The organism is Kitasatospora sp. NPDC024654 (assembly GCF_055559155.1).
In genome coordinates, this window is sequence record NZ_JBVHLF010000097.1 from 1 (window position 1) to 23,456 (window position 23,456).

Genomic DNA, 23,456 nt, shown 5'->3' on the forward strand with positions numbered 1-23,456 from the left:
CCTGACCCTCGACGGGGATCAGGATGATCAGACGATCGCAAGAAGGGTCGGATTTGCTCCGGTGGGTCCCGATTCATCCGCCGTCCAGCGGTCAGTTTTCACCCGTCGCCGAGACACCCGGGCCGGAACATCGCCGCTCGCGCGGGGCCGACCAGGGTGGGCTGATAGCCGCAGGCCCCGAGCGCGGGAACATCCCCGCTCGCGCGCGGCCGACCGCGATGTCGCCGACGCTGTGGCCGTAGCTGCGGGAACATCCCCGCTCGCGCGGGGCCGACTTGATGAGGTCGGCGCGGATGGGGAGGGAGAGGGGAGCATCCCCGCTCGCGCGGGGCCGACCCGGAGGGGAACCCTCTCCAGGGAACGCTCGTCGGAACATCCCCGCTCGCGCGGGGCCGACATCCATGATGCGGTGCAGGCCATCGGGTCACTGGGAACATCCCCGCTCGCGCGGGGCCGACCCGCCCTCTCCCCGGGCGCGGTCGCGACGACGGGAACATCCCCGCTCGCGCGGGGCCGACGACCCCACGGTGACCATCACGCCGTACATCCTGGGAACATCCCCGCTCGTGCGGGGCCGACGGGCGCCAACGACGAGCGCGCTCGGGAGCAGAGGAGCAACCCCCGCTCGTGCGGGGCCGACGGGCGCCAACGACGAGCGCGCTCGGGAGCAGAGGAGCAACCCCCGCTCGTGCGGGGCCGACCCGAACGCCGCAGCGTCCGTGGAGGCGGTGCCGGAGCAACCCCCGCTCGTGCGGGGCCGACCAATGCTCCACCACCTTCCGCGAGGCCAAGAAGGAGCAACCCCCGCTCGTGCGGGGCCGACCAGGGTGGGCTGATAGCCGCAGGCCCCGAGCGCGGGAACATCCCCGCTCGCGCGCGGCCGACCGCGATGTCGCCGACGCTGTGGCCGTAGCTGCGGGAACATCCCCGCTCGCGCGGGGCCGACTAGATCCGGTCCCGCCACTGTGGGGCGTGCACGGGAACATCCCCGCTCGCGCGGGGCCGACTCCCGACTACCTATGACGGCTCACAGAAGGTGAGGAACATCCCCGCTCGCGCGGGGCCGATTCGATCGCCTGTCGGAGGCGCACCGCGTACTCGGGAACATCCCCGCTCGCGCGGGGCCGACTGGTAGCCGACATCCGCCGCGGCCGCCGAGGAAGGAACATCCCCGCTCGCGCGGGGCCGACCCAGCTGACGCCATCCCGGATCCAGCCCAGGAAGGAACATCCCCGCTCGCGCGGGGCCGACTGAAGCGCGCTCATCGCGTCCACGCCGCCCAAGGGAACATCCCCGCTCGCGCGGGGCCGACCCCGCCGAGGTGCTCATCCTCGCCGAGTCCACGGGAACATCCCCGCTCGCGCGGGGCCGACTGCCCGGCGGAGTCCCGGTCGAGGTAGTCGACGGGAACATCCCCGCTCGCGCGGGGCCGACGCCGTGACAGCCGTGCGGGCGCGGTGCGACCAGGGAACATCCCCGCTCGCGCGGGGCCGACCCACCGACCGGCGCTGGTGGGCGGACCAGGGCGGGAACATCCCCGCTCGCGCGGGGCCGACTTTTTGCCTCGGAGGTGCCGCCTCGACCCGCCGGGAACATCCCCGCTCGCGCGGGGCCGACCTGGCCGAGGACGAGCTGGCCGCCGACCGGGAGGGAACATCCCCGCTCGCGCGGGGCCGACGCTTCGTGAGCTGCGACGTTACCTCGCTACAGCCACGGATTTCATCACTGCGGCTCAGGTGCAGCGGGCAGCGCCGCCAACAAGCCAGCAGCAGCTCCCACTTGCCCTGAGCTGGCCACGGTCTGTGAGAGGCGCGGACCAACGGAGCATCCCCGCTCGCGCGGGGCCGACTCGAAGCCCTCGCTGCTCGCGGATGGCGCCGCGGAGCAACCCCCGCTCGTGCGGGGCCGACGACTGCCCGGCCCGGACCAGCTGGTCCGACCCGGAGCAACCCCCGCTCGCGCGGGGCCGACGCCCTTGCCCTCGACCTCGTCAAGGGCAAGCCGGAGCAACCCCCGCTCGCGCGGGGCCGACGCCTCCATCGGCACGACCTGGGTGTGGTGGCCGGAGCAACCCCCGCTCGCGCGGGGCCGACCGGCTACACCGACCCGCCGGCCAACGACCACAGGAGCAACCCCCGCTCGCGCGGGGCCGACTACGTGCCCGGGTAGGTGTCCAGCAGACGTGAGGAGCAACCCCCGCTCGCGCGGGGCCGACAAGCAGGCGGATGAGCTGAACGACGTGGGGAAGGAGCAACCCCCGCTCGCGCGGGGCCGACCTCGATGTACGGCCGCCAGTAGGTCGGTGAACGGAGCAACCCCCGCTCGCGCGGGGCCGACCTCGATGTACGGCCGCCAGTAGGTCGGTGAACGGAGCAACCCCCGCTCGCGCGGGGCCGACGGGGCAGCCCCCGGGGTGGCCCGCGCCTCGTCGGAGCAACCCCCGCTCGCGCGGGGCCGACTCGATGGTGGGCCGGTCGACGTCGGCGAAGGGGGAGCAACCCCCGCTCGCGCGGGGCCGACTTCCGCGTGAACGCCTCGATCTGGTAGTCGACGGAGCAACCCCCGCTCGCGCGGGGCCGACTGCCGCCGCACCAGACGCGGCGGACGGCACGGGGAGCAACCCCCGCTCGCGCGGGGCCGACAACCTGGCCCTCGTCGGCCAGAGCGCGGGCAAGGAGCCACCCCCGCTCGCGCGGGGCCGACTACGCCGTCCGGGTCTTCCCACTCGGAGTGGAGGAGCAACCCCCGCTCGCGCGGGGCCGACTGGCGGCCAGGCCCCGGCGAACTGTGGCCCACGGAGCAACCCCCGCTCGCGCGGGGCCGACCTGCTCCACGCCACCACCTACGGCTCGGTCCTGGAGCAACCCCCGCTCGCGCGGGGCCGACTCAGCCGAGGCCACGCGGGGCAGCGGGTGAGGGGAGCAACCCCCGCTCGCGCGGGGCCGACGCACCCATCTGCCGCCCGAAACGGTGCAGCGAGGAGCAACCCCCGCTCGCGCGGGGCCGACCTCGGACAGGTCCTGGACGATGCCACCTGGCATGAGCAACCCCCGCTCGCGCGGGGCCGACGGCTGCCCCGGCATGCCGTACCTGGTCGCCTGGGAGCAACCCCCGCTCGCGCGGGGCCGACGACCCCGGCATCACGACCGGCACCGGCTCACAGGAGCAACCCCCGCTCGCGCGGGGCCGACCCGCCCCCCTCATCGATGACCTCCAACCGCCAGGAGCAACCCCCGCTCGCGCGGGGCCGACAGGTCCCGGCCGCCGGGGCGGCTGCGCCAGCCGGAGCAACCCCCGCTCGCGCGGGGCCGACCTCTGCCACGGCCGGATCAACCGGCGCGGCGTGGAGCAACCCCCGCTCGCGCGGGGCCGACACTTCGTGAGCTGCGACGATACCCCGCCAAGGCCACGGTTTTCATCACTTCATCAAGGAGTAGCAGGCAGTACGACCAACTGGTTTGCCCGCGGGCGCGGGGCCGACCGCGTCTACCAGCGCCGGAGCTGGGATGTCGAGGAGCAACCCCCGCAGGCGCGGGGCCGACACCGCGTTGCCAGGCCTCATTCAGTGAGACGGGGGAGTATCCGGCTTGGGCGGGTTTCTTGCCCGGTAGCGGGATCGTCTCGGGCTTGTTCGGTCCTGACGTGGGGGCAAGTCAAGTGTGCAGGTGAGTGGCGGGGCCGGAGCGTTGTCAGTGCCATCGCTTAGCGTGTCCGGGGGATCACGCAGGAAGGCTGATGACGGTGGCGAGGGACGATCACTGGGACCGGTACGAGGCTGAGCTGCCGGCGGTGGGGGTGCTGTGGGGGAAGTCGGCGGGCAAGGCCGGTGGGGTGATGAATCTGCTGTTGTCGCACATGCTGGACACCGCCGCAGTGGCTGAACTCGTCTGGGACGAGTACTTAGCGCCGGTGACCCGATGGCGGGTGGATCAGCTTGCCGGTGGGTCGGGGCGCGGGCGGAGGTTCTTCGCCTGGCTGTGCGGTGTCCATGACTGCGGGAAGGCCACGCCGGCCTTTCAGCACATGGATGCGGCGGGGGCACGGGCGGTTCTGGCGGCGGGGTTGACCTGGGACGCTTTCGCTGTCAGCCGTAATCGGTGGCGGCATGACAAGGCCGGTGGCCAGTTGGTCCGCCGTCTTCTGGGGGAGGTGGGGTGGGAGAAAGCGCAGGTTGACTGGGTCTGGCCGGTGGTGGCAGGTCATCACGGGCTGTTTCCCACGCTTGGTCAGCTCGGCCCGTGGAAGGCGAAGGCGAAGCTGCTCGGCGAGGGGGAGGAGTGGTGGTCGGCGCAGCGGGCGTTGGTCGAGCTGTTCACCCTTGAGCTGGGATATCCGGGTGAGGAGGGGTCGCCGCTGCGGTGTGTGGAGCCGTTGGTGGTGCCGTCGCGTGCCGTCCAGCTGGAGTTGGCGGGTCTGGTCGTGATGTGCGACTGGATTGCCAGCAACGAGAAGTACTTCACGGGTGTGGATGATCTGGCGGGGGTGCGGATGCCCGTCGCCCGCCGGCGGGCATCCGCGGCTTGGTCGAAGCTTGGCTTGCGCGGGGGTTGGGGCCAGCTGGTGTCTCCTGGGCCTGGCGCTTTCCTGGAGCGGTTCGGTCATGAGCCGCGGGGGGCGCAGCCGTTGGTGCTGGATGTCATCGGGCGGATGGGCGGGCCCGGGGTGGTGGTGGTCGAGGCGCCCATGGGTGAGGGGAAGACGAAGCTCGCGTTGCTGGCGGCGGAGTGGCTGGCTTCGCGTTGGGGGGCTGGCGGAGTGTTCGTCGGTATGCCCACCCAGGCGACGAGCGATCCGATGTTCAGCCAGGTCCGGGGGTGGTTGGCGAAGCTGGGGCAGGGCTTGGAGGATCAGGTCGCGCTGCTGCACGGCAAGCGCTTGTTCAACAAGGAGTGGCGTCGGCTGCTGGGGGAGGCGGGGGAGTGGGGGCAGGAGGCGGACGACTGCTACGGCTCGGTGGGTGAGGACGAGCCTGACGAGTACGGCATGTCCCCCTCTGCCGGTGAGGCCGAGGACGCTCATCTCAGGAGGGCGCCGGCTGAGTGGTTCCTGGGCCGGTTGCGTGGGTTGCTGAGCCCGTTCGCGGTCGGGACGATCGACCAGTTGCTGTTCGCCGGTACCCGGACCAAGCACGTCATGCTTCGCACGGCGGGGTTGGCGGGCAAGGTGGTGGTGCTGGACGAGGTGCACGCGGCGGATGTCTACATGTCCCAGTTCCTCAAGGAAGGCCTCTGGTGGCTGGGGCAGGCGGGGGCGCCGGTGGTGCTGCTGTCGGCGACTCTGCCGTCCGCGCAGCGCCAGGAGTTGGTGGCGGCCTATCTGGCGGGGGCCCAGTCGTGTGAGCCCGGTGTGGTGGAGTTGCCCGAACCTCAGGGGTATCCGAGTGTGACGGCGGCTTGGGTGGATGAGAGCGGGCCGAAGTTCCTGGTGGAGAGTACGAAGCCATGGCGCCCGGATCTGGAGGTGCGGGTGGAGCTGCTCCCGCGCGACGCCCGCCCCGACGGCCCTGATCTGACGACGGCCCGGTCGGCGGAGGCCGAGGATGTCGCTGTGGCCGGCTTTTTGGCGGAGCGGTTGGCTGAGGGCGGGTGTGCCCTGGTGATTCGGAACACGGTGGCTCGCGCCCAGGCCACCTACCAGGTCTTGCGGGTCGAGTTCGGCGGGGATGTCCGGTTGTTGCACGGTCGACTGCATGCCGGGCATCGGGCGGACCGTACTAAGGAGTGCCTCACATTGCTCGGGCCGCCCGAGGAGGACGTGCCGGCGCCGCGGCCTGACCGGTTGATCCTGGTGGCTACGCAGCTCGCCGAGCAGTCCTTCGACGTGGATGCGGACCTCCTGGTCACCGACCTGGCGCCGGTGGACCTGCTGCTGCAGCGGATCGGTCGCCTGCACCGGCACGAGGGGGTGCCGCGTCCGGAGCGGGTGGCCGTTCCGACGGTGGTCGTCACCGGCTTCGAGGAGCGTAGGGACGGGCCGCCGTGGATCCTGCCTGCCAGTGAGAAGATCTACGGCCGTTATCTGCTGCTGCGCACGGTGGCGCTGGTGCTGGCGGTCTCCGGTGGGGCTTGGCGGGTGCCGGGCCAGGTGCCGGAGCTGGTCGCCCGCGTGTACGGGGATCAGGAGGCCGTACCTCCCACGTGGGCGGAGGCGGAGCAGGCAGCGCGCCAGAGATGGGAGCAGCGGCAGGGGGAACGCCGTTCGGAGGCGACAAGTTTCCTACTGACCCGGCCTGGTGAGCACGGTGTGCGCACCCTTGATGGTCTGCACTACGCCGGGACACACGGCAGCTTGAAGGAAGGCCAGTTCGAGGCGCTGGTCCGTGACGGCGAGCGGAGCATGGAGGTCGTCCTGGTGCGGCAGGACGGCAAGGGGCCATGTGCGATGTCGGGGCGGCGGCTGGGGCCGGGCGGGGAGGTGGCGGTCGAGGTCCTGGACGACGTCCTGGCCGGCACGGTGCGGCTGCCGGCCTCGTTGACCGTGGCGGCCGAGCAGGAACTGACCCCGTTGCCGGGGTGGCGGGACCATCCGTGGCTGCGTTACAGCAAGGCGCTGGTGCTGGAGGGGGATGGTGAGGTGGCGCTGGGGGAGTACCGGGTGCGTTACGACGAGGCGCTGGGGCTGGTGGTGGCCGGCGGCCCGGCGCGTCGGTAGGCGGTGGAGCGGGCCCTGAGGTCGGGCCCGCTCTGTCCCCGCAGGGGCGGGGCCGACGCTGGACTCGTCGGCGGTGCGATGCACGGCCAGGAGTCATCCCCGGGCTGTGGAGCGCGGGGCGTGGGGGCAATTCTGGCATTCGGGCCGCGGGCTGTTGCCGGGGGTGCCAGGATGACATCAACTCGCTGCCAATACATGGCCAGTTGGAGGAATTTTCGCGTGCCCGAGTACAACCTTCTTGATGAGCCGTGGCTGACGCTGCGCCCGCTGAACGGCGGCGCTCCGCAGACCGCGGGCCTGCTGGAGACGCTTGCGCGGGCCGATGAGTTCGAGGGTCTGGTGGTCGGGTTCCCCACGCAGCTTCCGGCGCTGCTGCGCCAGGTGCTCCTGCCGGTGGTCGGGCACGCGCTGGGCCTGCCGGCCACGCGTGAGCAGTGGCGTGACCGCTTCTCGCACCAAGGGTTCAGCGAGTCCGAGAAGGACAAGCTGCGTGACTACCTGGAGGAGCGCCGGGCCAGGTTCGACCTGTTCGACGCGAAGGCGCCGTTCGCCCAGGCGGCGGGCCTGCGGACGCCGAAGGACGAGACGAAGGGCTCGGCGGCGTTGGTGGCCACGGCGGCGAGCGGCAACAACGTGCCGCTGTTCGCGAGTCGCACGGACGCGGACCCGCTCGAGCTGACGCCGGCGCAGGCCGTCCACTGGCTGCTGCACACGCTGTGCTGGGACACCGCGGCGATCAAGACGGGTGCGGCGGGCGACCCCCAGATGAAGGCGGGCAAGACGACCGGCAATCCGACCGGTCCGCTCGGCCAGCTGGGCGTCGTGCTTCCCGTCGGGCGGACGCTGTACGAGACGCTGTTGCTGAATCTGCCGGTCACCCCGGCGTCGCAGGCCGGTCGACCCCAGTGGGACGGTGACCCGGCGGGGCCCGGTTGGAGGCAGCGGTCGGCGGCGGGGCTGCTGGACCTGTGGACGTGGCAGTCGCGCCGGGTCCGGCTGGTCCCGCAAGAAAACAAGTCCGGGATCACGGTGGCCCGGGTGGTCGTGTGCGCCGGAGAGCGGCTGAGCGCGATTCCCGCGTCCGAGCCGCACACCACCTGGAACCTTGCCCAGCCGGCCGGCCGGAAGGCGAGTGCCGCCAAGGCCGCGGTGGGCGAGCGCCGTCCGCGCCGCCACAGCCCGGGCAAAGCCGCGTGGCGAGGCCTGGAAGCCCTGCTGGCACCGGCGAGAGAGAGCCAGGAGGGGAAGTTCGAGACCAGCGTCCTGCTCGACCAGCTCTCCGCGATGGAGGCGGAGGAGTACCTGGAGGCCGACTACCCGCTGCAGGTCCACACCTTCGGCATGGTCTACGGCACCCAGTCGGCGGTGGTCGAGGACGTGCTCCACGATGCCGTCCCGCTGCCGCTGCTGGCTCTGCGCGCGGACGATGAGGTCCACGAGATGCTGCTGGAGGTCGCCGACCAGGCGGAGAAGCTGGCGTGGGCGGTGAACAACTTGTCCGCGGACCTGCGCCGTGCGGTTGGGGCGGACCCGATCCCTTGGGACAAGGGGCAGCGGCCCGGTGAGCTGCTCCTGCACAGGCTCGACCACCTGGTCCGCCGGGTGCTGGCCGGTGTGCAGCGTGCGGGCGGCGACCGGCAGGTCATCGCCCGGGGCCGTCTGGCATGGGAGCGGGAGGCGTGGCGGGCGGCGCACGAGGTCGCCGATCCCTTGTTCGACGCTGCGCCGGCCGATGCGTTCAGTGGCCGTGAGGTCGAGCAGGCGGGCCGGAAGTCCGTGTACTCGCTGGGAACCGCGGAGGACAACTTCCGTCGGCAACTCGCCCTCGTACTACCGCGGCAGGCCGCCGCGCTGCGGGAGGCGCGGGAGGCAAGTACGGAGGCCCACCGGGAGCGGACGGCCGGTGACCACAGGAATGCGACCACTGGAGCTGACATCTGATGGGTGAGAAGACCCAGGTACCCCCGCTGTACTGGGACCGGTTCGTGGGCCCCGACCACCGGTGGCGCACCGACCCGGTCAGCGGCACCAAACTCATCCCCCCGGGGGAGGACCTGGCGGCCATGCGCGCGGGGCTGGGCCGCCCGGCGATGGACACCCCCAAGCTGTGGCCCCACTACACCCGCCCCGTCGACGAGTTCCTCGCACTGCGGGACGAGGTGTCCGACGAGCAGAACGCCGAGCACGCCGCACTCTGTCTCTTCGGGTTGCACCAGCAGAGCCAGGACACCCCGATGCACCGCCAGGGCGTCAAGCTCGGCCAAGGACTCCTCGCCCTGCGCAGAAGCGAGAAGTTCAGCGAGGACGCCGTGGACCGGCGGGTCGCCGTCCTGGCCGCCGCCACCAGCGTGCCAGCCCTGCTCGTGCACCTGAGGTCCTTGATCACCCAGCTGCGGACGGTCAAGCAGCCGCTCGACTACACCCACCTGATGGCCGACATCGAGGCCTGGCACACCGTGGAACGGCGCTCCGCTGTCCGCCGCCGGTGGGCGCTGGGTTACCAGGCCTGGAAGCCGGACCCTGAGTCCGGCACGAACGGCTCGTGACCACCGACCTACACCAGCCTTTACGAGTCATCGAGGAGAAGCGCATGACCAAGCGCCTGTACATCGACGTGCACATCCTGCAGACGGTCCCGCCGGCGAACCTGAACCGGGACGACACCGGGAACCCGAAGGAGGCCTACTTCGGCGGAAAGCGCCGCTCCCGGGTGTCCTCGCAGGCCTGGAAGAGGGCGACCCGCCTGCACTTCGCCGAGCGCTACAGCGAGGACGACCTGGCCACGAGGACCAAGCGGATCGCCACCCAGCTGGCCAAGCGCCTGGACAGCCGGACCGGAATCGGCGCTGAGGCGGCCGAACGGATCGCCAGTGCGCTGCTCAAGCCGATGGGGATCTCGGCGGGGAAGAAGGCCGGCGACACCGCCTACCTGCTGTTCTTCGGCCGCCGCCAGCTGGAGAACATCGTCGACCTGGCCGCCGCCGACGCCACCGACCTCGCCGCTCTCGGCGACGCGGAACTGGAGGAAGCGGTCAAGGACCTCCCGGTACGCGAGCAACTGCAGAGCGGACACCCCGCCGACGTCGCCCTCTTTGGACGGATGGTCGCCGACATTCCCGGCCTGAACGTCGACGCCGCGGCCCAGGTCGCCCACGCCATCTCCACCCACGCCACCGAGCTGGAGTTCGACTACTACACCGCCGTCGACGACGAGAACACCGCCGACGAGACCGGCGCCGGCATGATCGGCACCATCGGCTTCAACTCCGCCACCCTCTACCGCTACGCCACCGTCGGCCTGCACCAACTCCGAGAGAACCTCGGCGAGGACAAAGCCGCAATCGACGCCGTCGACCTCTTCGTCGACTCCTTCGCCCGCTCGATGCCCACCGGCTACGCCAACTCCTTCGCCCACCGAACCCGGCCAAGCCTGGTCGCCGTGGTGGTGCGCACCGACCAGCCGGTCAATCTGGTCTCCGCCTACGAGAAGCCCGTCCCCGCCAGCGCGGGCGTCGTCGCCGAGTCCGCACGCCGCCTGGCCGACGAGTACGCCACCGCCACCCGCCAGTGGGGCGACACCCCCGTGCACGCGGCGATCTGCCACACCTTCGCCGACGGCAGCCAGGAGGTCGAACTGCTGGCCGAGGCCTTCGGCGCTAACAAGACCTTCCCGCAGCTCCTCGACGGCCTGCGGAACACCCTCACCGGCCAGGTGAGCACCGACTGATGCCCGCCGAGACCATCCCGCCCGCCGCGCAGCAGGACCGGGCCGTCCTGCTGCTGCGCCTGGCCGGCCCGCTCCAGTCCTGGGGCGACCGCAGCGCCTTCAACCGCCGCGACACCCGCCCCCAGCCGACCAAGTCCGGCGTCGTCGGCCTGCTCGCGGCAGCTGCAGGACGCTCCCGCGAGGCCGACATCACCGACCTGGCCGGCCTGAGCCTGGGCGTGCGCATCGACCAGCCCGGCACCCTGCTGCGCGACTACCACACCGTCAGCGACTATCGCGGCCGACCGCTGCCCCAGGCCGGGGTGAACGCCAAGGGTATGCAGAAGCTCACCTCACCGGCCAAGGACACCCATGTCACTCACCGCTTCTACCTCCAGGACGCGGTCTTCGTCGCCGCCGTCGAGGGCCCCAGACAACTCCTGGAGGCACTGGCCGAAGCCGTCCGCCGACCGGCCTTTCCGCTCGCACTCGGCCGCCGCTCCTGTCCACCCACCCAGCCGCTCGTGCTCGGCGACCTGCGCGCGGCCGGCCTCGAAGCAGCACTGCGAGAGGAGCCCTGGCAGGCCGGCCGCCACGAACGCGACGCCTTCAAACGGCGCACGCCACCGGCCGCCGCGCACCGCATCGACCTGCCCGCCACCCTGGACGACCCCGCAGGAGAGGACACCTGGCAGGACGTACCGCTCTCCTACGCCCCCCGCGGCCGGGCCTTCACCACCCGCCGCGTCCGCCACACCTGGCTCCACGTCCCCACCGGTATCGATCCGACCACCCCGGACGCCGCGACCGACGCCCCCGCCGGAGACCACGAAACCGGCCACGACCCGTTCTCCCTGCTGGGCTGGTGACCCCATGACCTACCTCTCCCGTATCCGCATCAACCCGCTGCGCGCGGCCAGCCGCACCCTGCTCGCCAACCCCCGCGCACTGCACGGCGCCGTCACCGCCGGCATCGCGGACGCCCCCACCGAAGAGCGCACCCTGTGGCGACTGGACACGGACAATCCGCGCCGGCCCATGCTCCTGGTCCTCACCCCCTCCAAGCCCGACTGGAACCACATCGTCGAACAGGCCGGCTGGCCCGACGCGGACGGCGAGCACTACGCCATCCGCGACTACTCCGCGCTGCTCGACCAGTTGGCACCAGGACGCGAATTCGCTTTTCGGCTCACCGCCAGCCCCGTCCAGAACACGGCCACCCCAAAGGGGAGCAGCCCCTACCGGACCAAGAACACCGACGAGCCGCGCCGACGCTCCTACCGTCTGCCCCAGCGAACCGCCGCCCACCAGCTCGCCTGGTTCCTCAAGCGCACGGACCGCTGGGGCTTCGAGGTCCCCGCCGCCCGTACCGACTCGCCCGCCATCGAACTCGAACCCGAGCCCCACCTCGCCCCCCAACCCGGCGGGCCGCAGCCCGAGATCGCTCGCGAGGTGCGGATCACCAACCGCGACCGTCACGTCTTCACCAAACCGGGAACCGGTATCCGGGTGACCCTCACCACCGCCACCTTCGAGGGCCTGCTGCGCGTCACCGACTCCCAACTCCTGCGGGAGGCACTCCTCGGCGGCATCGGACCGTCCAAGGCCTACGGATGCGGACTGCTCACCCTCGCCCCAGTCCGCCGGCAGGAACGCTGACCGTGGCCGACATCTGGTGGAAGGCCCACCCGCACGATCTGCACCGGCTCGCCGACCGCGTCTCCAGCCTCTACATCGAGCGGAGCCACCTCGACCGCGACGAGAACGCCGTGGTCGTCATCAACAAGCGCGAGACAGTCCGCGTCCCCGCCGCCATGGTGGCCGTCGTCCTGCTCGGGCCCGGGACCCGGGTCACCCACGGCGCGATCAACCTGCTCGCCGACTCCGGCACCACCGTGTGCTGGGTCGGCGAACAGGGCGTCCGGATGTACGCGGCGGGGCTCGGACCCAGCCGCGGCGCCGGCCTTCTCAACCGGCAGGCCTGGCTGGTCAGCCGTACCAAAGAGCGCCTCGCCGTAGCCCGGGCCATGTACCGCATGCGCTTCCCCGGCGAAGACGTCGACACCGCCACGATGCAGCAGCTCCGCGGCCGCGAGGGCGCGCGGATCCGCAAGCTCTACCAGGCCGAGGCACGACGCACCGGTGTGCCCTGGAACGGCCGCGTCTACCAGCCCGGCGACGCCCACGCGGCGGGAGACGACATCAACCGGCTGCTCTCAGCAGCCAACGCGGCGCTCTACGGGATCTGCCACGCCGTCATCACCGGCCTCGGCGCCAGCCCCGGGCTCGGCTTCGTCCACACCGGCCTCGCCACCTCCTTCGTACTGGACATCGCCGACCTCTACAAGGCCGACTACACGATCCCGCTCGCCTTCGACCTCGCCAAGCGAGGGCTCACCGAGGAACGAGACGCCCGGCTCGCCCTGCGCGACCGCATCGCGGAGGACCGCCTCCTCGGCCGGATCGTGAACGACGTGAAGACCCTGCTCACCCCAGAGGAAACGGACATCCCGGAGACGGAGGCCAACGAACTCTGGGACGAACGCCTGGGCGCAGTTCCTGGCGGCGCCAACTGGTCGTCCTCCGGCGGCTCGCTCCGCCCGTTCCACGTGGTCGACTCCGGAATGGGCGACGAACATCTCGCGGTCATCGGGCCTGACTTCGACCAGAAGGCCCCGTAGGAACAGCCATGACCGTGATCATCCTCATCGCCGCTCCCGAAGGCCTCCGCGGACACCTCACCCGCTGGATGGTGGAGGTCAGCGCCGGCGTCTTCGTGGGCAACCCCAGCCGCCGCATCCGCGATCGTGTCTGGGATCTCCTCGCCGCCCGCATCGGCGCCGGCCAAGCGGTCCTCGTCGAACCCGCCAACAACGAACAAGGCTGGACCGTACGCACTGCCGGCACCGACCGCTGGCACCCCGTCGACTACGACGGACTGATTCTCTCCGCCCGCTCCCGCCGATAGTCTCGCAGGTCAGGAAGTGTCGGCCCCGCACCCGCGGGGGTTGCTCCTCCTCATCCGCCAGCGGCTCCTGGGTGACGTAGTCGGCCCCGCACCCGCGGGGGTTGCTCCGGGTCCCCTTTCTACAGGGTTTGGTCTGACGAGTCGGCCCCGCACCCGCGGGGGTTGCTCCCCGGAGCAGTCCCAGCCGGCCGGGGTCGCGCCGTCGGCCCCGCACCCGCGGGGGTTGCTCACCGTCCCTGGCACCCGCCTACGTCAATGCTCTGTCGGCCCCGCACCGGCCTGGAGGTGTTGGAGGACGTGCTGTTCTGCACTGCCATGGCCAGCCTCGATCTGCCGGTATCCGGGCCACGGCCGGCCCGGCCACCAGTAGATACAGAGCCCCCGGCGCCGTTCCCCGGGCCGCGCTGCCTGGCCGCGGTCACCGCGCCGGGGGCGGTGCGGCTCGCGCTCATCGACGCGGTGCGCGACGGTGCCGACTGGCGGCCGCTGCTCGTGGACGTGGAGTGCGCGGCCGGCGCGGAGATCCTCGCGGTGTCCGCGGTGTACGGCTGGTCGCTGTGGGCCGCTGTCCGCCGGGTCCAACTCGCGCCGCGCCGACCTCACCGACGCCCCGAGTTCGTCCTGCCGAGCGCCGGCGTGCTGGACCTGGTCGACGGGACCGGAGCCTGGGGCACCGTGCGGGTCCTGGGCAGCCGCGTCGTGGCGGCCGCGTGGGTCGACGCGGACTGACGCACGGTGGGCACGTTCCCCGTCCGGAGGCGACCGGTTTGGGACCGGAGCTCCCTACTGACCGGCTACCCCGGGTGCGCCGCCACCGGCGTGGTCATCACACCTCACCCGGCGCTGGTCGCACCGGAGGCCGGCCAGTACGTCGCCCCGGCTTCGCCGGGTCCACCTTCGTCCGGCCGGGCCCGTCGCTTGGTCAGGCGGGGCGCAGATGCCGGCGTTTGGCTGCTGGGGTGTGTTCGATGGCGTCTTGGAGTTGGTCGCGGTTCATGGCGCTGCGGTGGGGGATGTCGAGGGCGCTGGCCTGTTTGTACAGCTCGGCCTTGGTGAGCGCACCGAGGTCTTCCTTCTTCTTCGCGGCGCTGGTGCTCTTGCGGCCCGCGGGCGCCTTCGACACTGGTTGCCGGCGCGAGGTGCTCTTCTTCGCGCCGGCCGTCTTGGGGGCCCGTGAGGCGGTCTTCGACATCCGGGCCTGGCTGCGCGTGGCCCGGGTCGCGGGCTGGTTGCGCCGGTCTTCCTCGCGCTCGCCCTCCTCGCCCGTCCGGCTGCCGGCGGTCTGCAGGCTGCGTTCCAGCACGGCCATCAGGTCGACCACGTTGGTGGCCTCGGCGGGGCCCTCACTGACCGCGATCTCCTGCCCGGCGGTCTTGGCCTCGATGAGGGAGCGGACTTTCTCCGCGTAGGTGTCCCGCCACTCCTGCGGATCCCAGTCGGTGGCGAGCATCTCGATCAGCTGCTCGGCGGCCGCGAGCTCGCGGTCGGAGACGGCGGTGTCGGCGTCGGGGAGGTTGTCGACCTCACGGCGGGGGTCGCGGACCTCGTCCGCGAAGTGCATGGTGTGGGCGACCAGCACGCCGCCCTCGGGGCGCACGGCGGTCAGGTATTCCTTGCCCCGCATCGCGAACAGCGCCAGGCCGGCCCTGCCCGCGCGTTCCATGGCGCGCAGCAGCAGGGCGTACACCTTGGCGTACTCCTTGCCCTTGGGACCGATGTAGTAAGTAGCGTCGAAGTAGATCGGCTCGATCCGGGCAAGATCGACGAAGCCGCGGATCTCGATGGTCCTGGACCGCCCGGGGGAGATCTGCTCCAGCTCCTCGGGCTCGACGATCACGTACTCGCCCTCGGTCAGCTCGTAGCCCTTGACGATGTTGCTGTACTCGACCTCGTCGCCGGTCCGCTCGTTCACCCGCTTGTTGCGTACCCGGTCGGCGGTGCCGCGCTCGATCTGCCGGAACGACACGGTGTGCGACTCGGTCGCCGCGTACAGGGCGATCGGCACGGTGACCAGCCCGAAACTCAAAACACCCGTCCAAATAGGTCGAGCCACCGCCACCACCTCCACAACCAGATCACCCCTTTTCGCCCAATATGCACCTTCATATCGATGCAGGTCCGGGCAAGCGGCGCGTTCGGCCTACCGGCGGCGGACTGGGACTGCCGCGCCTCGGCCAGGGGGCATCGGCCTGTTCGGCGCGCTGCTATTCCTGGTCCGCCTTGCGCTGCAGGCCGGCCAGTGGCTTGCGGGCTTAGGCCGCAGCGCTGCGTCGGGTCTCCGCGAGGTGGACGTCGATGTACCGGGCGAGGGTCAGCGCGTCCTGGGGGTCGTCGGCCTGGAACGTGATGCGACGTAGCAGGCTGACGGCGTTGAGCGTGACGCCCTCACGGGCGAGGACGAAGACGAGGGTGAGGAACGCGGACCGAGCGTTTCCGTCATCGAAGGGATGAAAGAAGCAGACATCGAGATAGGCGCGGGCAGCTCGGGCGGTCAGGGGCAGGGGCTTCTCGCCGTCGGCTGCGCTCTCGGTCAGGCAGGCGTCGAGGCGGTCGCGGGTGTCCGGGCCGATGCCGTAGCGTTCCCGGCCGCCCTTGGCGAAGGCGGGCAGGGTACGGAACGGCGGCGCCTGCGGCGTGTCCAGGACGTGCCGTTGCCAGCCTTGCAGTAGTCCGAAGTCGAGCGAGGCGCCGCGTGCCGCGTCGGCCCGCAGTTGTTCCAGGGCGGCGAGCAGGCCTTGCTCCCTCCCGGCGTCCACAGCACCGTCGAAGGCGTGGATGTCCTCTGCCGCGCCGTCGCGGCCAGGGGTGACCGGTCCGTCCCCCTCGCCCGGCGCCCTCTGCCACGGCACCGTCTCGCGCACCTCAAGCCAGCGCTGAAGGTGGTCCGGTGCGGGTGCGACGCAAGCCGCGCCGTCGTTGGGCCGCAGGGACAGCGCGAGCCGCTCCGTGATGTCCTCGACGAGCACTGTGTCAGGGCCGGTCCAGCTCTGGAACCGACCGCCGATGGCCTGGTCGACCAGCTCCTGCGCGACGTCGGGTGCGACTCCCCAGCGGCTGAGGAACCAGGTGAGCACCTGACGGCAGTGCCTGTACCAACCACTGCCGCAGCCGGTGCGGTCGGTCACCTGCAGGATCAGGTTCCGGGCGGTGCGCTCCCACAGGATCCGCTGGTCCTCGACGTCGGCCAGATCCAGCGGGGACGCCTCGAACCACTGGGCGAGACTCTCCAGCCATCCGCGCCACTCGCAAAGCGCCGCGACCACACGGGCGAGCGTCTTCTCAGGGGTGGTGATCGAGTCCCTCGGGCAGCACCAGTTCCCGACCGGACCCCCGTCGAAGTCGCCTTCGTCGTGCGCCCAGCGCCAGCCCACGGCCCAGCGACCATAGCGTTCCACGAGGGCATGCGACATGGCGTCGGCCCAGAGCTTGCCCTCGCCGTGGCCCCAGGCACTCATCGCCCGGTCCGCGAAAGGGACGTCAGGGCAGCGGGGCACACACCGGGCCGGCCCGAGCGAGTGCACTACCCGCGTTGCCGACGCGCTGTCGAAAGGATGACGGGCGGGGTCGGCCTCGTCCCAGCTCAGATAGCCAGGGGCCAGCTCGGGAATCACTGCGCAAGCCTGCACGTCCGCCGGCGCCAGTTCAAGCGGATTACCGCAGGGCGCTGCCATCACCGTGACGTCGACCTGACGTATTATCTGGGGTCGCCCAAGGGTTCAGGCATGTGAGGGACAGGGCCGGAAGGTCCAAGTGCCTTGAGCATGGACCGTGCGGGTCCACGCTCCCACAGCCCGTCGAACAGTCGATCCGATTCGCACGACATGGTTGACACCGCCTCCAGCCAGCACTTCTTCGTCCATTCGCCTTGGCGCTGTCATGAAGACTCCTTCCTGTACCGTCCGGGCGAGCGAGGAGATCCTGCACCACTGCGGGGGCGGCCTGGAGATCAGGGGGATCACCTGGTCGTGCGGCTGCGCCGGGGCCACCCGGGCGACCTGTACAACCGTCGGCCGGGCGACGACCCGCTGAACCTGCGGGCCTGAACTGAGGAGATCCTCGACCGGCCGGACCCGTACCCGTGGGTCGCGGGACCGCGCGTGGCGCGCGTCTACCTCGACCGCGCCAGCGCCGGCGCGCTGCAGGACGGGTTCGGAGACCGCCCCACCGTCACCAGCACGCCCTTCAGCGTGGTGATCGAGCAAGGCCAGCTCCAGCTGTGGTACACCGCCTACTTCGGGTCGAACTGGTCGGATCTACTGTCCAAGGAGCAGCTCGTGGTGCTCGCCTCCGCCGACATGTACCCGCAGGACACCGAGCCACGCTCCTGGCTGGACCGGTTCTTGCCCCGGCGCCGGGAGCGGCCGCAGTACCTGCACATCTCCGACGACGGAACCAGCGCCCTGCGCTACGAGCCCGACGGCAGCGAGCTCGGCAGCGACTGACGGGGCGGTGTCCGGCCGGACACCGCCTTGCCGGCCGGCACCGGTGCCCCACCGCATGGCGGGGCACGGCGGATGGACTTCGGTCTGGCCCGTGCCGGGACTTAAGCGGCCTTGTCCGAGGCCGTGGCACGGGGCACGGTCTGCTCGGGGTGGTCGAGCCACGCACGCTGCGCCCCATCCTGAGTGACGGTCAGGCCGAACCGGGTGAATCCCGGTCGGCCGTGGTCGTCCCACCAGCGCCAGGCCCGCTCCACCTCGTCCCAGAGGTTGCGGTGGCCTGCCTGCACGACCTCGTACTCGCTGCGGTCGGGCTCCCAGTCCGCGCTGGCCCAGGTCTCGGTGTCCGTCGGGTCATACAGCCACAGGGTGTACGTTCCGTCGTCGTACCGCTCGGCGCGCCAGAAGGCGTCGTCGACCTGCAGTCCGATGGCGAGTTGCTGGATCCACCCACCGGTCCGGGCAGGGGAGAGCCGGGTGATGGAACGGCGGCCGTTGGCCGGCCAGGGCACGCCCTTGAGGTAGGCGGCGAACGGCGGGCGGTGGCCGCGCTGGGAGCGCATCCGCATGAACGCGGACGAGCGGGTGAAGCGGCCGCTCGCGCTGCCGTCCTCGGCGATCGTGAGTCTGACGATGGCCTCGCCGCCGAACTCCGTGCCCCAGGGCAGGACCAGGATCCCGCCCGGTTTCATTTGCACCAGCCAGGCGTGCGGCACCGAGGTGACCGAGCAGGTCGCGATCAGCCGGTCGTACGGAGCCAGGTCGGGGTATCCGGCCTCGCCGTCGCTGCTCACGCACAGCGGGTGCAGTCCGGCTTCGTCGAGCCGTGCCGCAGCCGCGCGCGCCACCGTGGGGTCGACCTCGACGGTCACCACGTAGTCGTCGCCGAGACGGTTGGCGAGCAGGCCGGCGTTCCATCCCGCGCCTGTGCCGATCTCCAGTACTCGGGAGCCGTCGGCGACATCCAGGTCGGCGAGCATCCCGGTGACCATGCTCGGCATGCTCACCGAGGAGCTCGGCGTCGTACCGAGGGCGGTGCCGTGGTGGTCGCCGTCGTCCCACTGGAAGGTCAGCGGCAGGTCCGAGTAGACCGTCTCCAGCCAGCGCGCCGGGTCGGCGCGGCGGTCGACGGCCGCGTGCTGCTTGGTGCCGTCCGCGGTGCCCGGCCACACGACGTCAGGGACGAAGCGGTGCCGGGGGACCGCGCGGAACGGGCCTGCCCAGGCCGCGTCGAGGGTGCCGGAAGCCAGCAGGGTGGAGGTCAGCCGTTCCAGGCCGGCCTCCGCCGCGCTGTCAGGGCTACTGCTCACTTGCCGTCCGCCGGGGCCTGGCCGTCGGAGGTATTCCCGCCCTCGTCGCTGCCACCGCCACCGTGCTTGGTGCCTGAGCCGCTGTCATCCTGCGGACCGGGGCTGCCGTTCCCGGATTCCCCACCGTGCTTGCCCATCGCGTGCCCTCCCTCGTGGCGCGGACATCTCAGCGTCCTATCCTGCCCGTGATCGCCCGGTCACGTAGGGCACTTCGGCAAGGATGCCGAGCCAGGCCGCGGCAAGGTGCCGGCGGTGCGGATGGCCACCGTCGTCGCGCCAGGATTGGCCTCGACCGGCCACCGTGCGGTGCTCCGGGCGGCGCAGTAGCTCGGGCGGTGTGCGAAGGCACGGGTGACGCTGGTGAAAGGCCCGGGCCGGACGTGAACCCCCGAGCACGGCCGGCCCGGGAACCGGCTGCCGCCGACGCTCGCCCCTCGCGAACTGACGACCCGGCGGTCCGATCACCCGAAGTCGTTCCCGCCGGCGTCCGTCGCCGCCGCAGCGCCTCCGGGGACCCCCAGCATGCCGTGCGGCAGGTAGCCGGACCGGACGCCCAGCTCCATACGTGCACCTGGACCGCGAGGGCAGCCAGGGACAGGGCGCCAACCGGTAGCAGAGTCCTGGGGGCCGGATCGGATCCCACGCTCTCCCGGTACTCGATGAGCCGGGCCGCGAGAGCTTGCTCGAAGGCCTGCTGGTCGTCGATGCAGTAACTCCGGCGGCGATCCGCAAGTGATCTGGTCTAGCTGATGCGGGCGCCGCCGTCAGGAACATTCATGAAGCTGCAGAACACCGTGTACATGCCGCGGTCGCAAGTGCGCGGATCAGTGATTTTCCTCCCCGCGTTGTCGAGAGCGGTAGCCGGTGTCACTCCTGGTTTGTGCGCCCAGAGACCGTCGCTGTTCATGCGGTACCAGTGGTAGTCAACGCCGGGGGCCATCACGAGGGCGACCAGCACGCCTTCCTGAGGGCAAGTGTTGTCGGCAGCCGGGGTGTATACCAGGCCGTCGTAGAACGCGTAACGGCTGATCTGATCGCAGTCACAGGAGGTGATGGTCCGGCCACTACCCCGGCCGGGCTGGGCAATCGTGTCGGTGCGCACATCGGTGCCATAGTTATAGCAATTGTTGTTGCACTGCCTGCACCAGTTGGGAGTCCCCCGCTCACAGGTGATGGAACGAGCCTCTGCGTCATTCCACTGGTCCAGGGCCGCAGCCGGTGCTGACTGACAGCCTGCCACTGCGAGTAGATTCTGGCCCTCCGGCGGCGGCTGCCACCACTCCACCGTTCGCGCGGCGGCCAGGCCGTCCCGGAGGAAGTCCAGTTCCGCCGGGCTGCTCAGCACCTGCCCGGCTGGTCCCCGTTCGGAGCAGATGTAGTCCTCCACCTCCGGATCGGCCGCCCATCGCCGCAGCCCCGGGCCGAGCAGCCGCCCGGCCACCAGGCGGAAGACCGCCGGCAGAAACGGGACCGGCTCGCCCACCTGTTCGACGACGAGTCCGCGGTAGCCAAGATGCGGGCCCGGGCTGGCCTGCTCGGCAGCGTCGATCAGGTCGCCCGGCGCGAGCCGGGCGACCAGCTCCTCGGCCTCAGGGCCCGCTATCTCGACGACCGGGTCAGGCCGACCGCTAAACATGTCGAACCTGATCCGCAGGCGGGTTATGGCCATGTCGTCGCCACCTCGGTGATCGTGATCGAACAGCGGTCATTGGAGTCTGTGACGGTGTTACTGTCCGCCACCAACGAGACCGTGTGCTTACCTGCCTTGATGCCGCTGGCCACGCGATCGTTACCGGTCAGGCCCAGATGGACCTTTGCGGGATTCGCGAACGCCTGCATCAACCCGAACGGTTGGCTGTCGACCTTGATGGTCATACCGAGCGTCGCCGCGTCAGTGAGGGAGAACGCCGAGGCAGCCGCGGAAATGATGAGGGTCCCGCCGTAACTGCTGAAACTGCCACTTTCCACCACCTGTCCGCCAGTCTGCCCAGCGGCGGTGGCGTTGGCCAGGACCTGGGTCACGTTCAGCACAGGGGGCGGCGCCAGGACCTCGAAGACGGTGATGGCATAAGCGTCGTTACCGTCGATGGTGGTGCCGGCGGCGGGCGTGGCGACGATCGTGTGATCCCCGGGGGGGATGCAGTCGATCAGGAAGTCGGCCGGTACAAACGCCAGGTGCCAGTTCCTCTGGTTCGCGAAAATCTGGATAGTTCCGTAATGCGTGCCGTCGATGCTCAAGTCCATCCCGGTCATCGCCTGTCCGCTCGTGCTGAAGCCGGTGGCGGAGGCACACACGAGCAGGTACCCGCCGCGCGAGCGGAAGGGGATGCTCGTGTACTGGCTGGTGGAAGCGGGAATGCCGGCGTTCCCACCGACCATCCGCCAGACGGCCGGTGACCCGAGTTCGAGGACGGTCAGGGAGACACGGTCGTTCCCGTCGGTGACGGTACCGCTCTCGGCGGTGATTTCCGTCGAGGCGGACGGGTTCGGCTCGAGGCTACCAAGGGATACCCGCCGCCTGGTCATAGCCAGGTGAGTCGCGGCTGGATTGGCGAAACCACGAACCTTATACTGGCGGCTTTCGCCGATGGAAAGCCACGCCGACAAACCCGCACTACCTGATCTACTCCAGCCGGAGGTATTAAAGAACGCGTACACCTCCCCGCCCTGCACGTTCACTGTCCCTGTAGCCATACGCTGTCCACCGGGCTGGTATATGCAGGCCCCGTTATTGAACACCTGCGTCACGCGAGTGGCCGGGCCGAGAGCTCCCCTCACCAGGGCAGAGCCGCCAGGCGCTGCTGTTTCCAATGGTTCAATATCGACGTCCGCGGTATGTATATGATCACCCACAGCGCTACCCCTCTCGCTGTGTTCCGCTGAGTAGCCGTAGCTCTTGGACGAGGCCGTCAGTACGGTCCCCGTAGGCACCAGCGTGGGGCGTGCACCCTACCCCGGCAACTCGACGACCCTGCGAACGCGACCCGACACGACGAGTGCAAGTTGAGTAGTAGGCCAGGGCCATGGCGCTGTGGTGCCTGCGGGCCCCAGCGCTGGCGGGTCAGATGGCCAGCGGGAGAGCTCCGTCCAGGTTACTTACCGGCCGAGACCGCTGCGGTCCGGCCGGCAAGCTCTGGGGTCGGCGGCCGTGGTGGTGCCGGTGAGCCGGCCGCCGATGCCGATCTGAGGGCCCTTGAGAATGAGCTGATGGTGGGTGCGCGTCGAGCTGCGGTACTCGACGTGGACCGCGGTACCGGTGCGCATCGCGGCCGCGAGTGCGGCGCAGCCGGCGGCACCGAGGGCCGGTGCTGCGCCCTGGATGAAGGCCGCTGTCTGATCCGTGGCTGTCTGGGCGTCAGCCGGCAGGGCCGTGAGCCAGGCCCGGTGGTCGGCAGGGCGCGTGGCCGTGGGGGAGCGGCCGGGGTGCGGCTGAGGAACCGCGATCGGCGCCGCAGGCGACGGCGTGGGCGGCCGGTCGGAGTCGGCGGGCGCGTAGCCCGTGGTCCGCAGCCGCGCCAGCACGGTGTCGTGGGCGGCGGTGGCGGTCAGCACCGTCGGCGCGACCTGCCGCAGCCCCAGGTCGGCCAAGTCGCGGTGGCGGGCGAGTTCGAGGGCGAGTGCCTCGTCCCGGACGTCCAGGACCGTGCTGACCGGAGTGACGGTGATGTGCCCGTGGCGCTGGCTGATGTCCCGGATGAGGTATTGCACGCTCTGGGGGATTGGCGTGCTCGATGCCGCTTCGAGCCGGCGCAGCACCTCCTCGGCGCTGGTACCCCGGTAGTGGTCGAAGAAGGATCGCACCGACGAGGGGCTCAGGCGCCAAGTCGAGGCGGTCGCGTCCCCTCGCTCGGGCTCCGCCACGGTCCGCAGGAGGGTGGCCAGTTCGGGGGTCGGCACTCCGGGGACGACGACGGCGTGGTCGGCGAGCACCGCGGCGCGCTCGTGCAGTGGCAGCAAGGCCCTGGCGGCATCCACCTGCTCGTCGGTTGTCGACCCGGATAGCGCGGTGCGCCCGAAGGCGGTGAGCGCACCGTCGCAGGCCAGGCCAAGCAGGGTCGCCTCGCGCAGCACCGCGCTGGTGGCGGCCTGGACGTCCAGGGTGGAGCGGAGCCAGTGGCTGTGCCAGGAAAGCAGGGTGCTCAGCCGCAGGGCGCGCGGCCCGTCGTCACTCGCGGCGAACTCGGTGGGGGTGATGGCGCTCGTTGAAATCCCCATCTCATGCTCCCTCGTGTCCCAGAGCTGCTCGTCTTGACTCCCCACCCGGAGAGGGGGTCTGTATGAACGGCTCTGGCCCGTAATCGGTGGTAGCGCTGTGTAGTGATCACTGGAGGAGGATGCGGTGGCGGAGCAGGGCAAACCCGGCTCGGCCGTGCATCTGCCTC

Annotated in this window: 17 protein-coding genes and 2 CRISPR repeat arrays; of the genes, 10 read left to right on the top strand and 7 right to left on the bottom strand. The window is 70.9% G+C overall.

What is annotated here, in order from left to right; genetic code table 11:
* Positions 1-1,283: 1,283 nt before the first annotated feature.
* A CRISPR array of direct repeats spans positions 1,284-1,679; the repeat unit is 29 nt.
* 202 nt (positions 1,680-1,881) lie between these two features.
* Positions 1,882-3,374: a CRISPR direct-repeat array (repeat unit 29 nt; unit sequence GGAGCAACCCCCGCTCGCGCGGGGCCGAC).
* 361 nt (positions 3,375-3,735) lie between these two features.
* The 9 genes from cas3 to ACZ38L_RS33485 all read left to right on the top strand — a co-directional run bounded on the left by cas3 (position 3,736) and on the right by ACZ38L_RS33485 (position 14,054).
* Positions 3,736-6,651, top strand: a complete 2,916-nt coding sequence (cas3, locus tag ACZ38L_RS33445; protein ID WP_465700562.1) for a CRISPR-associated helicase Cas3' — start codon at positions 3,736-3,738, stop codon at positions 6,649-6,651.
* A 219-nt stretch (positions 6,652-6,870) separates the two neighbouring features.
* Positions 6,871-8,592 (top strand): type I-E CRISPR-associated protein Cse1/CasA, encoded by a 1,722-nt coding sequence (casA, locus tag ACZ38L_RS33450; protein WP_465700564.1) that lies wholly within the window; start codon positions 6,871-6,873, stop codon positions 8,590-8,592.
* On the top strand, positions 8,592-9,197 hold the full coding sequence (casB, locus tag ACZ38L_RS33455; protein ID WP_465700566.1) for a type I-E CRISPR-associated protein Cse2/CasB: 606 nt from the start codon (positions 8,592-8,594) through the stop codon (positions 9,195-9,197). The genes casA and casB overlap by 1 nt, the downstream gene beginning before the upstream one ends.
* 44 nt (positions 9,198-9,241) lie before the next feature.
* Positions 9,242-10,378 (top strand): type I-E CRISPR-associated protein Cas7/Cse4/CasC, encoded by a 1,137-nt coding sequence (cas7e, locus tag ACZ38L_RS33460; protein ID WP_465700568.1) that lies wholly within the window; start codon positions 9,242-9,244, stop codon positions 10,376-10,378.
* Complete coding sequence (cas5e, locus tag ACZ38L_RS33465) at positions 10,378-11,226, top strand: type I-E CRISPR-associated protein Cas5/CasD (protein WP_465700571.1); 849 nt, start codon at positions 10,378-10,380, stop codon at positions 11,224-11,226. Before cas7e ends, cas5e begins: the two co-directional genes overlap by 1 nt.
* Before the next feature lie 4 nt (positions 11,227-11,230).
* Complete coding sequence (gene cas6e, locus ACZ38L_RS33470; RefSeq protein WP_465700575.1) at positions 11,231-12,016, top strand: type I-E CRISPR-associated protein Cas6/Cse3/CasE; 786 nt, start codon at positions 11,231-11,233, stop codon at positions 12,014-12,016.
* A gap of 2 nt (positions 12,017-12,018) precedes the next feature.
* Positions 12,019-13,038, top strand: a complete 1,020-nt coding sequence (gene cas1e / locus ACZ38L_RS33475; RefSeq protein WP_465700577.1) for a type I-E CRISPR-associated endonuclease Cas1e — start codon at positions 12,019-12,021, stop codon at positions 13,036-13,038.
* Between the two features lie 8 nt (positions 13,039-13,046).
* On the top strand, positions 13,047-13,325 hold the full coding sequence (cas2e, locus tag ACZ38L_RS33480; protein WP_465700580.1) for a type I-E CRISPR-associated endoribonuclease Cas2e: 279 nt from the start codon (positions 13,047-13,049) through the stop codon (positions 13,323-13,325).
* A 255-nt stretch (positions 13,326-13,580) separates the two neighbouring features.
* Positions 13,581-14,054: a hypothetical protein gene (locus ACZ38L_RS33485; protein WP_465700582.1), complete on the top strand. Its 474-nt coding sequence runs from the start codon at positions 13,581-13,583 to the stop codon at positions 14,052-14,054.
* 193 nt (positions 14,055-14,247) lie between these two features.
* Here the strand turns inward: ACZ38L_RS33485 and ku are convergent, their stop codons facing one another.
* Together ku and ACZ38L_RS33495 are read right to left on the bottom strand one after the other, a co-directional pair.
* Entirely contained in the window at positions 14,248-15,393 is a 1,146-nt protein-coding gene (ku, locus tag ACZ38L_RS33490) for a non-homologous end joining protein Ku (protein ID WP_465700584.1), read from the bottom strand.
* 184 nt (positions 15,394-15,577) lie between these two features.
* Complete coding sequence (locus ACZ38L_RS33495) at positions 15,578-16,996, bottom strand: Fic family protein (RefSeq protein ID WP_465700586.1); 1,419 nt, start codon at positions 16,994-16,996, stop codon at positions 15,578-15,580.
* Positions 16,997-17,422: 426 nt separating this feature from the next.
* On the opposite strand from ACZ38L_RS33495, the gene ACZ38L_RS33500 reads away from it, so the two are divergent.
* Positions 17,423-17,767: a hypothetical protein gene (locus tag ACZ38L_RS33500; protein WP_465700589.1), complete on the top strand. Its 345-nt coding sequence runs from the start codon at positions 17,423-17,425 to the stop codon at positions 17,765-17,767.
* A gap of 101 nt (positions 17,768-17,868) precedes the next feature.
* Here ACZ38L_RS33500 and ACZ38L_RS33505 read toward each other — a convergent pair whose 3' ends face one another.
* From ACZ38L_RS33505 to ACZ38L_RS33525, 5 genes are all read right to left on the bottom strand, one after another.
* Positions 17,869-19,074 carry a methyltransferase domain-containing protein gene (locus ACZ38L_RS33505; protein WP_465700592.1) on the bottom strand — a complete coding sequence of 402 codons (1,206 nt, stop codon included), beginning with the start codon at positions 19,072-19,074 and terminating at the stop codon, positions 17,869-17,871.
* Positions 19,071-19,211 (bottom strand): hypothetical protein, encoded by a 141-nt coding sequence (locus ACZ38L_RS33510; RefSeq protein WP_465700594.1) that lies wholly within the window; start codon positions 19,209-19,211, stop codon positions 19,071-19,073. The genes ACZ38L_RS33505 and ACZ38L_RS33510 overlap by 4 nt, the downstream gene beginning before the upstream one ends.
* A gap of 605 nt (positions 19,212-19,816) precedes the next feature.
* Complete coding sequence (locus ACZ38L_RS33515; RefSeq protein WP_465700596.1) at positions 19,817-20,743, bottom strand: hypothetical protein; 927 nt, start codon at positions 20,741-20,743, stop codon at positions 19,817-19,819.
* Positions 20,734-21,753, bottom strand: coding sequence for a hypothetical protein (locus tag ACZ38L_RS33520; protein ID WP_465700598.1), 1,020 nt, complete (start codon positions 21,751-21,753; stop codon positions 20,734-20,736). Before ACZ38L_RS33520 ends, ACZ38L_RS33515 begins: the two co-directional genes overlap by 10 nt.
* Before the next feature lie 417 nt (positions 21,754-22,170).
* On the bottom strand, positions 22,171-23,289 hold the full coding sequence (locus tag ACZ38L_RS33525; RefSeq protein WP_465700601.1) for a helicase-associated domain-containing protein: 1,119 nt from the start codon (positions 23,287-23,289) through the stop codon (positions 22,171-22,173).
* Positions 23,290-23,456 lie beyond the last annotated feature (167 nt).

Coding starts and splice junctions, on each gene's coding strand:
- cas3 (WP_465700562.1), top strand. CDS start 3,736: ATGACGGTGGCGAGGGACGATCACTGGGACCGGTACGAGGCTGAGCTG.
- casB (WP_465700566.1), top strand. CDS start 8,592: ATGGGTGAGAAGACCCAGGTACCCCCGCTGTACTGGGACCGGTTCGTG.
- cas7e (WP_465700568.1), top strand. CDS start 9,242: ATGACCAAGCGCCTGTACATCGACGTGCACATCCTGCAGACGGTCCCG.
- cas5e (WP_465700571.1), top strand. CDS start 10,378: ATGCCCGCCGAGACCATCCCGCCCGCCGCGCAGCAGGACCGGGCCGTC.
- cas6e (WP_465700575.1), top strand. CDS start 11,231: ATGACCTACCTCTCCCGTATCCGCATCAACCCGCTGCGCGCGGCCAGC.
- cas2e (WP_465700580.1), top strand. CDS start 13,047: ATGACCGTGATCATCCTCATCGCCGCTCCCGAAGGCCTCCGCGGACAC.
- ACZ38L_RS33485 (WP_465700582.1), top strand. CDS start 13,581: ATGCTCTGTCGGCCCCGCACCGGCCTGGAGGTGTTGGAGGACGTGCTG.
- ACZ38L_RS33495 (WP_465700586.1), bottom strand. CDS start 16,996: ATGGCAGCGCCCTGCGGTAATCCGCTTGAACTGGCGCCGGCGGACGTG.
- ACZ38L_RS33510 (WP_465700594.1), bottom strand. CDS start 19,211: ATGGGCAAGCACGGTGGGGAATCCGGGAACGGCAGCCCCGGTCCGCAG.
- ACZ38L_RS33515 (WP_465700596.1), bottom strand. CDS start 20,743: ATGGCCATAACCCGCCTGCGGATCAGGTTCGACATGTTTAGCGGTCGG.
- ACZ38L_RS33525 (WP_465700601.1), bottom strand. CDS start 23,289: ATGGGGATTTCAACGAGCGCCATCACCCCCACCGAGTTCGCCGCGAGT.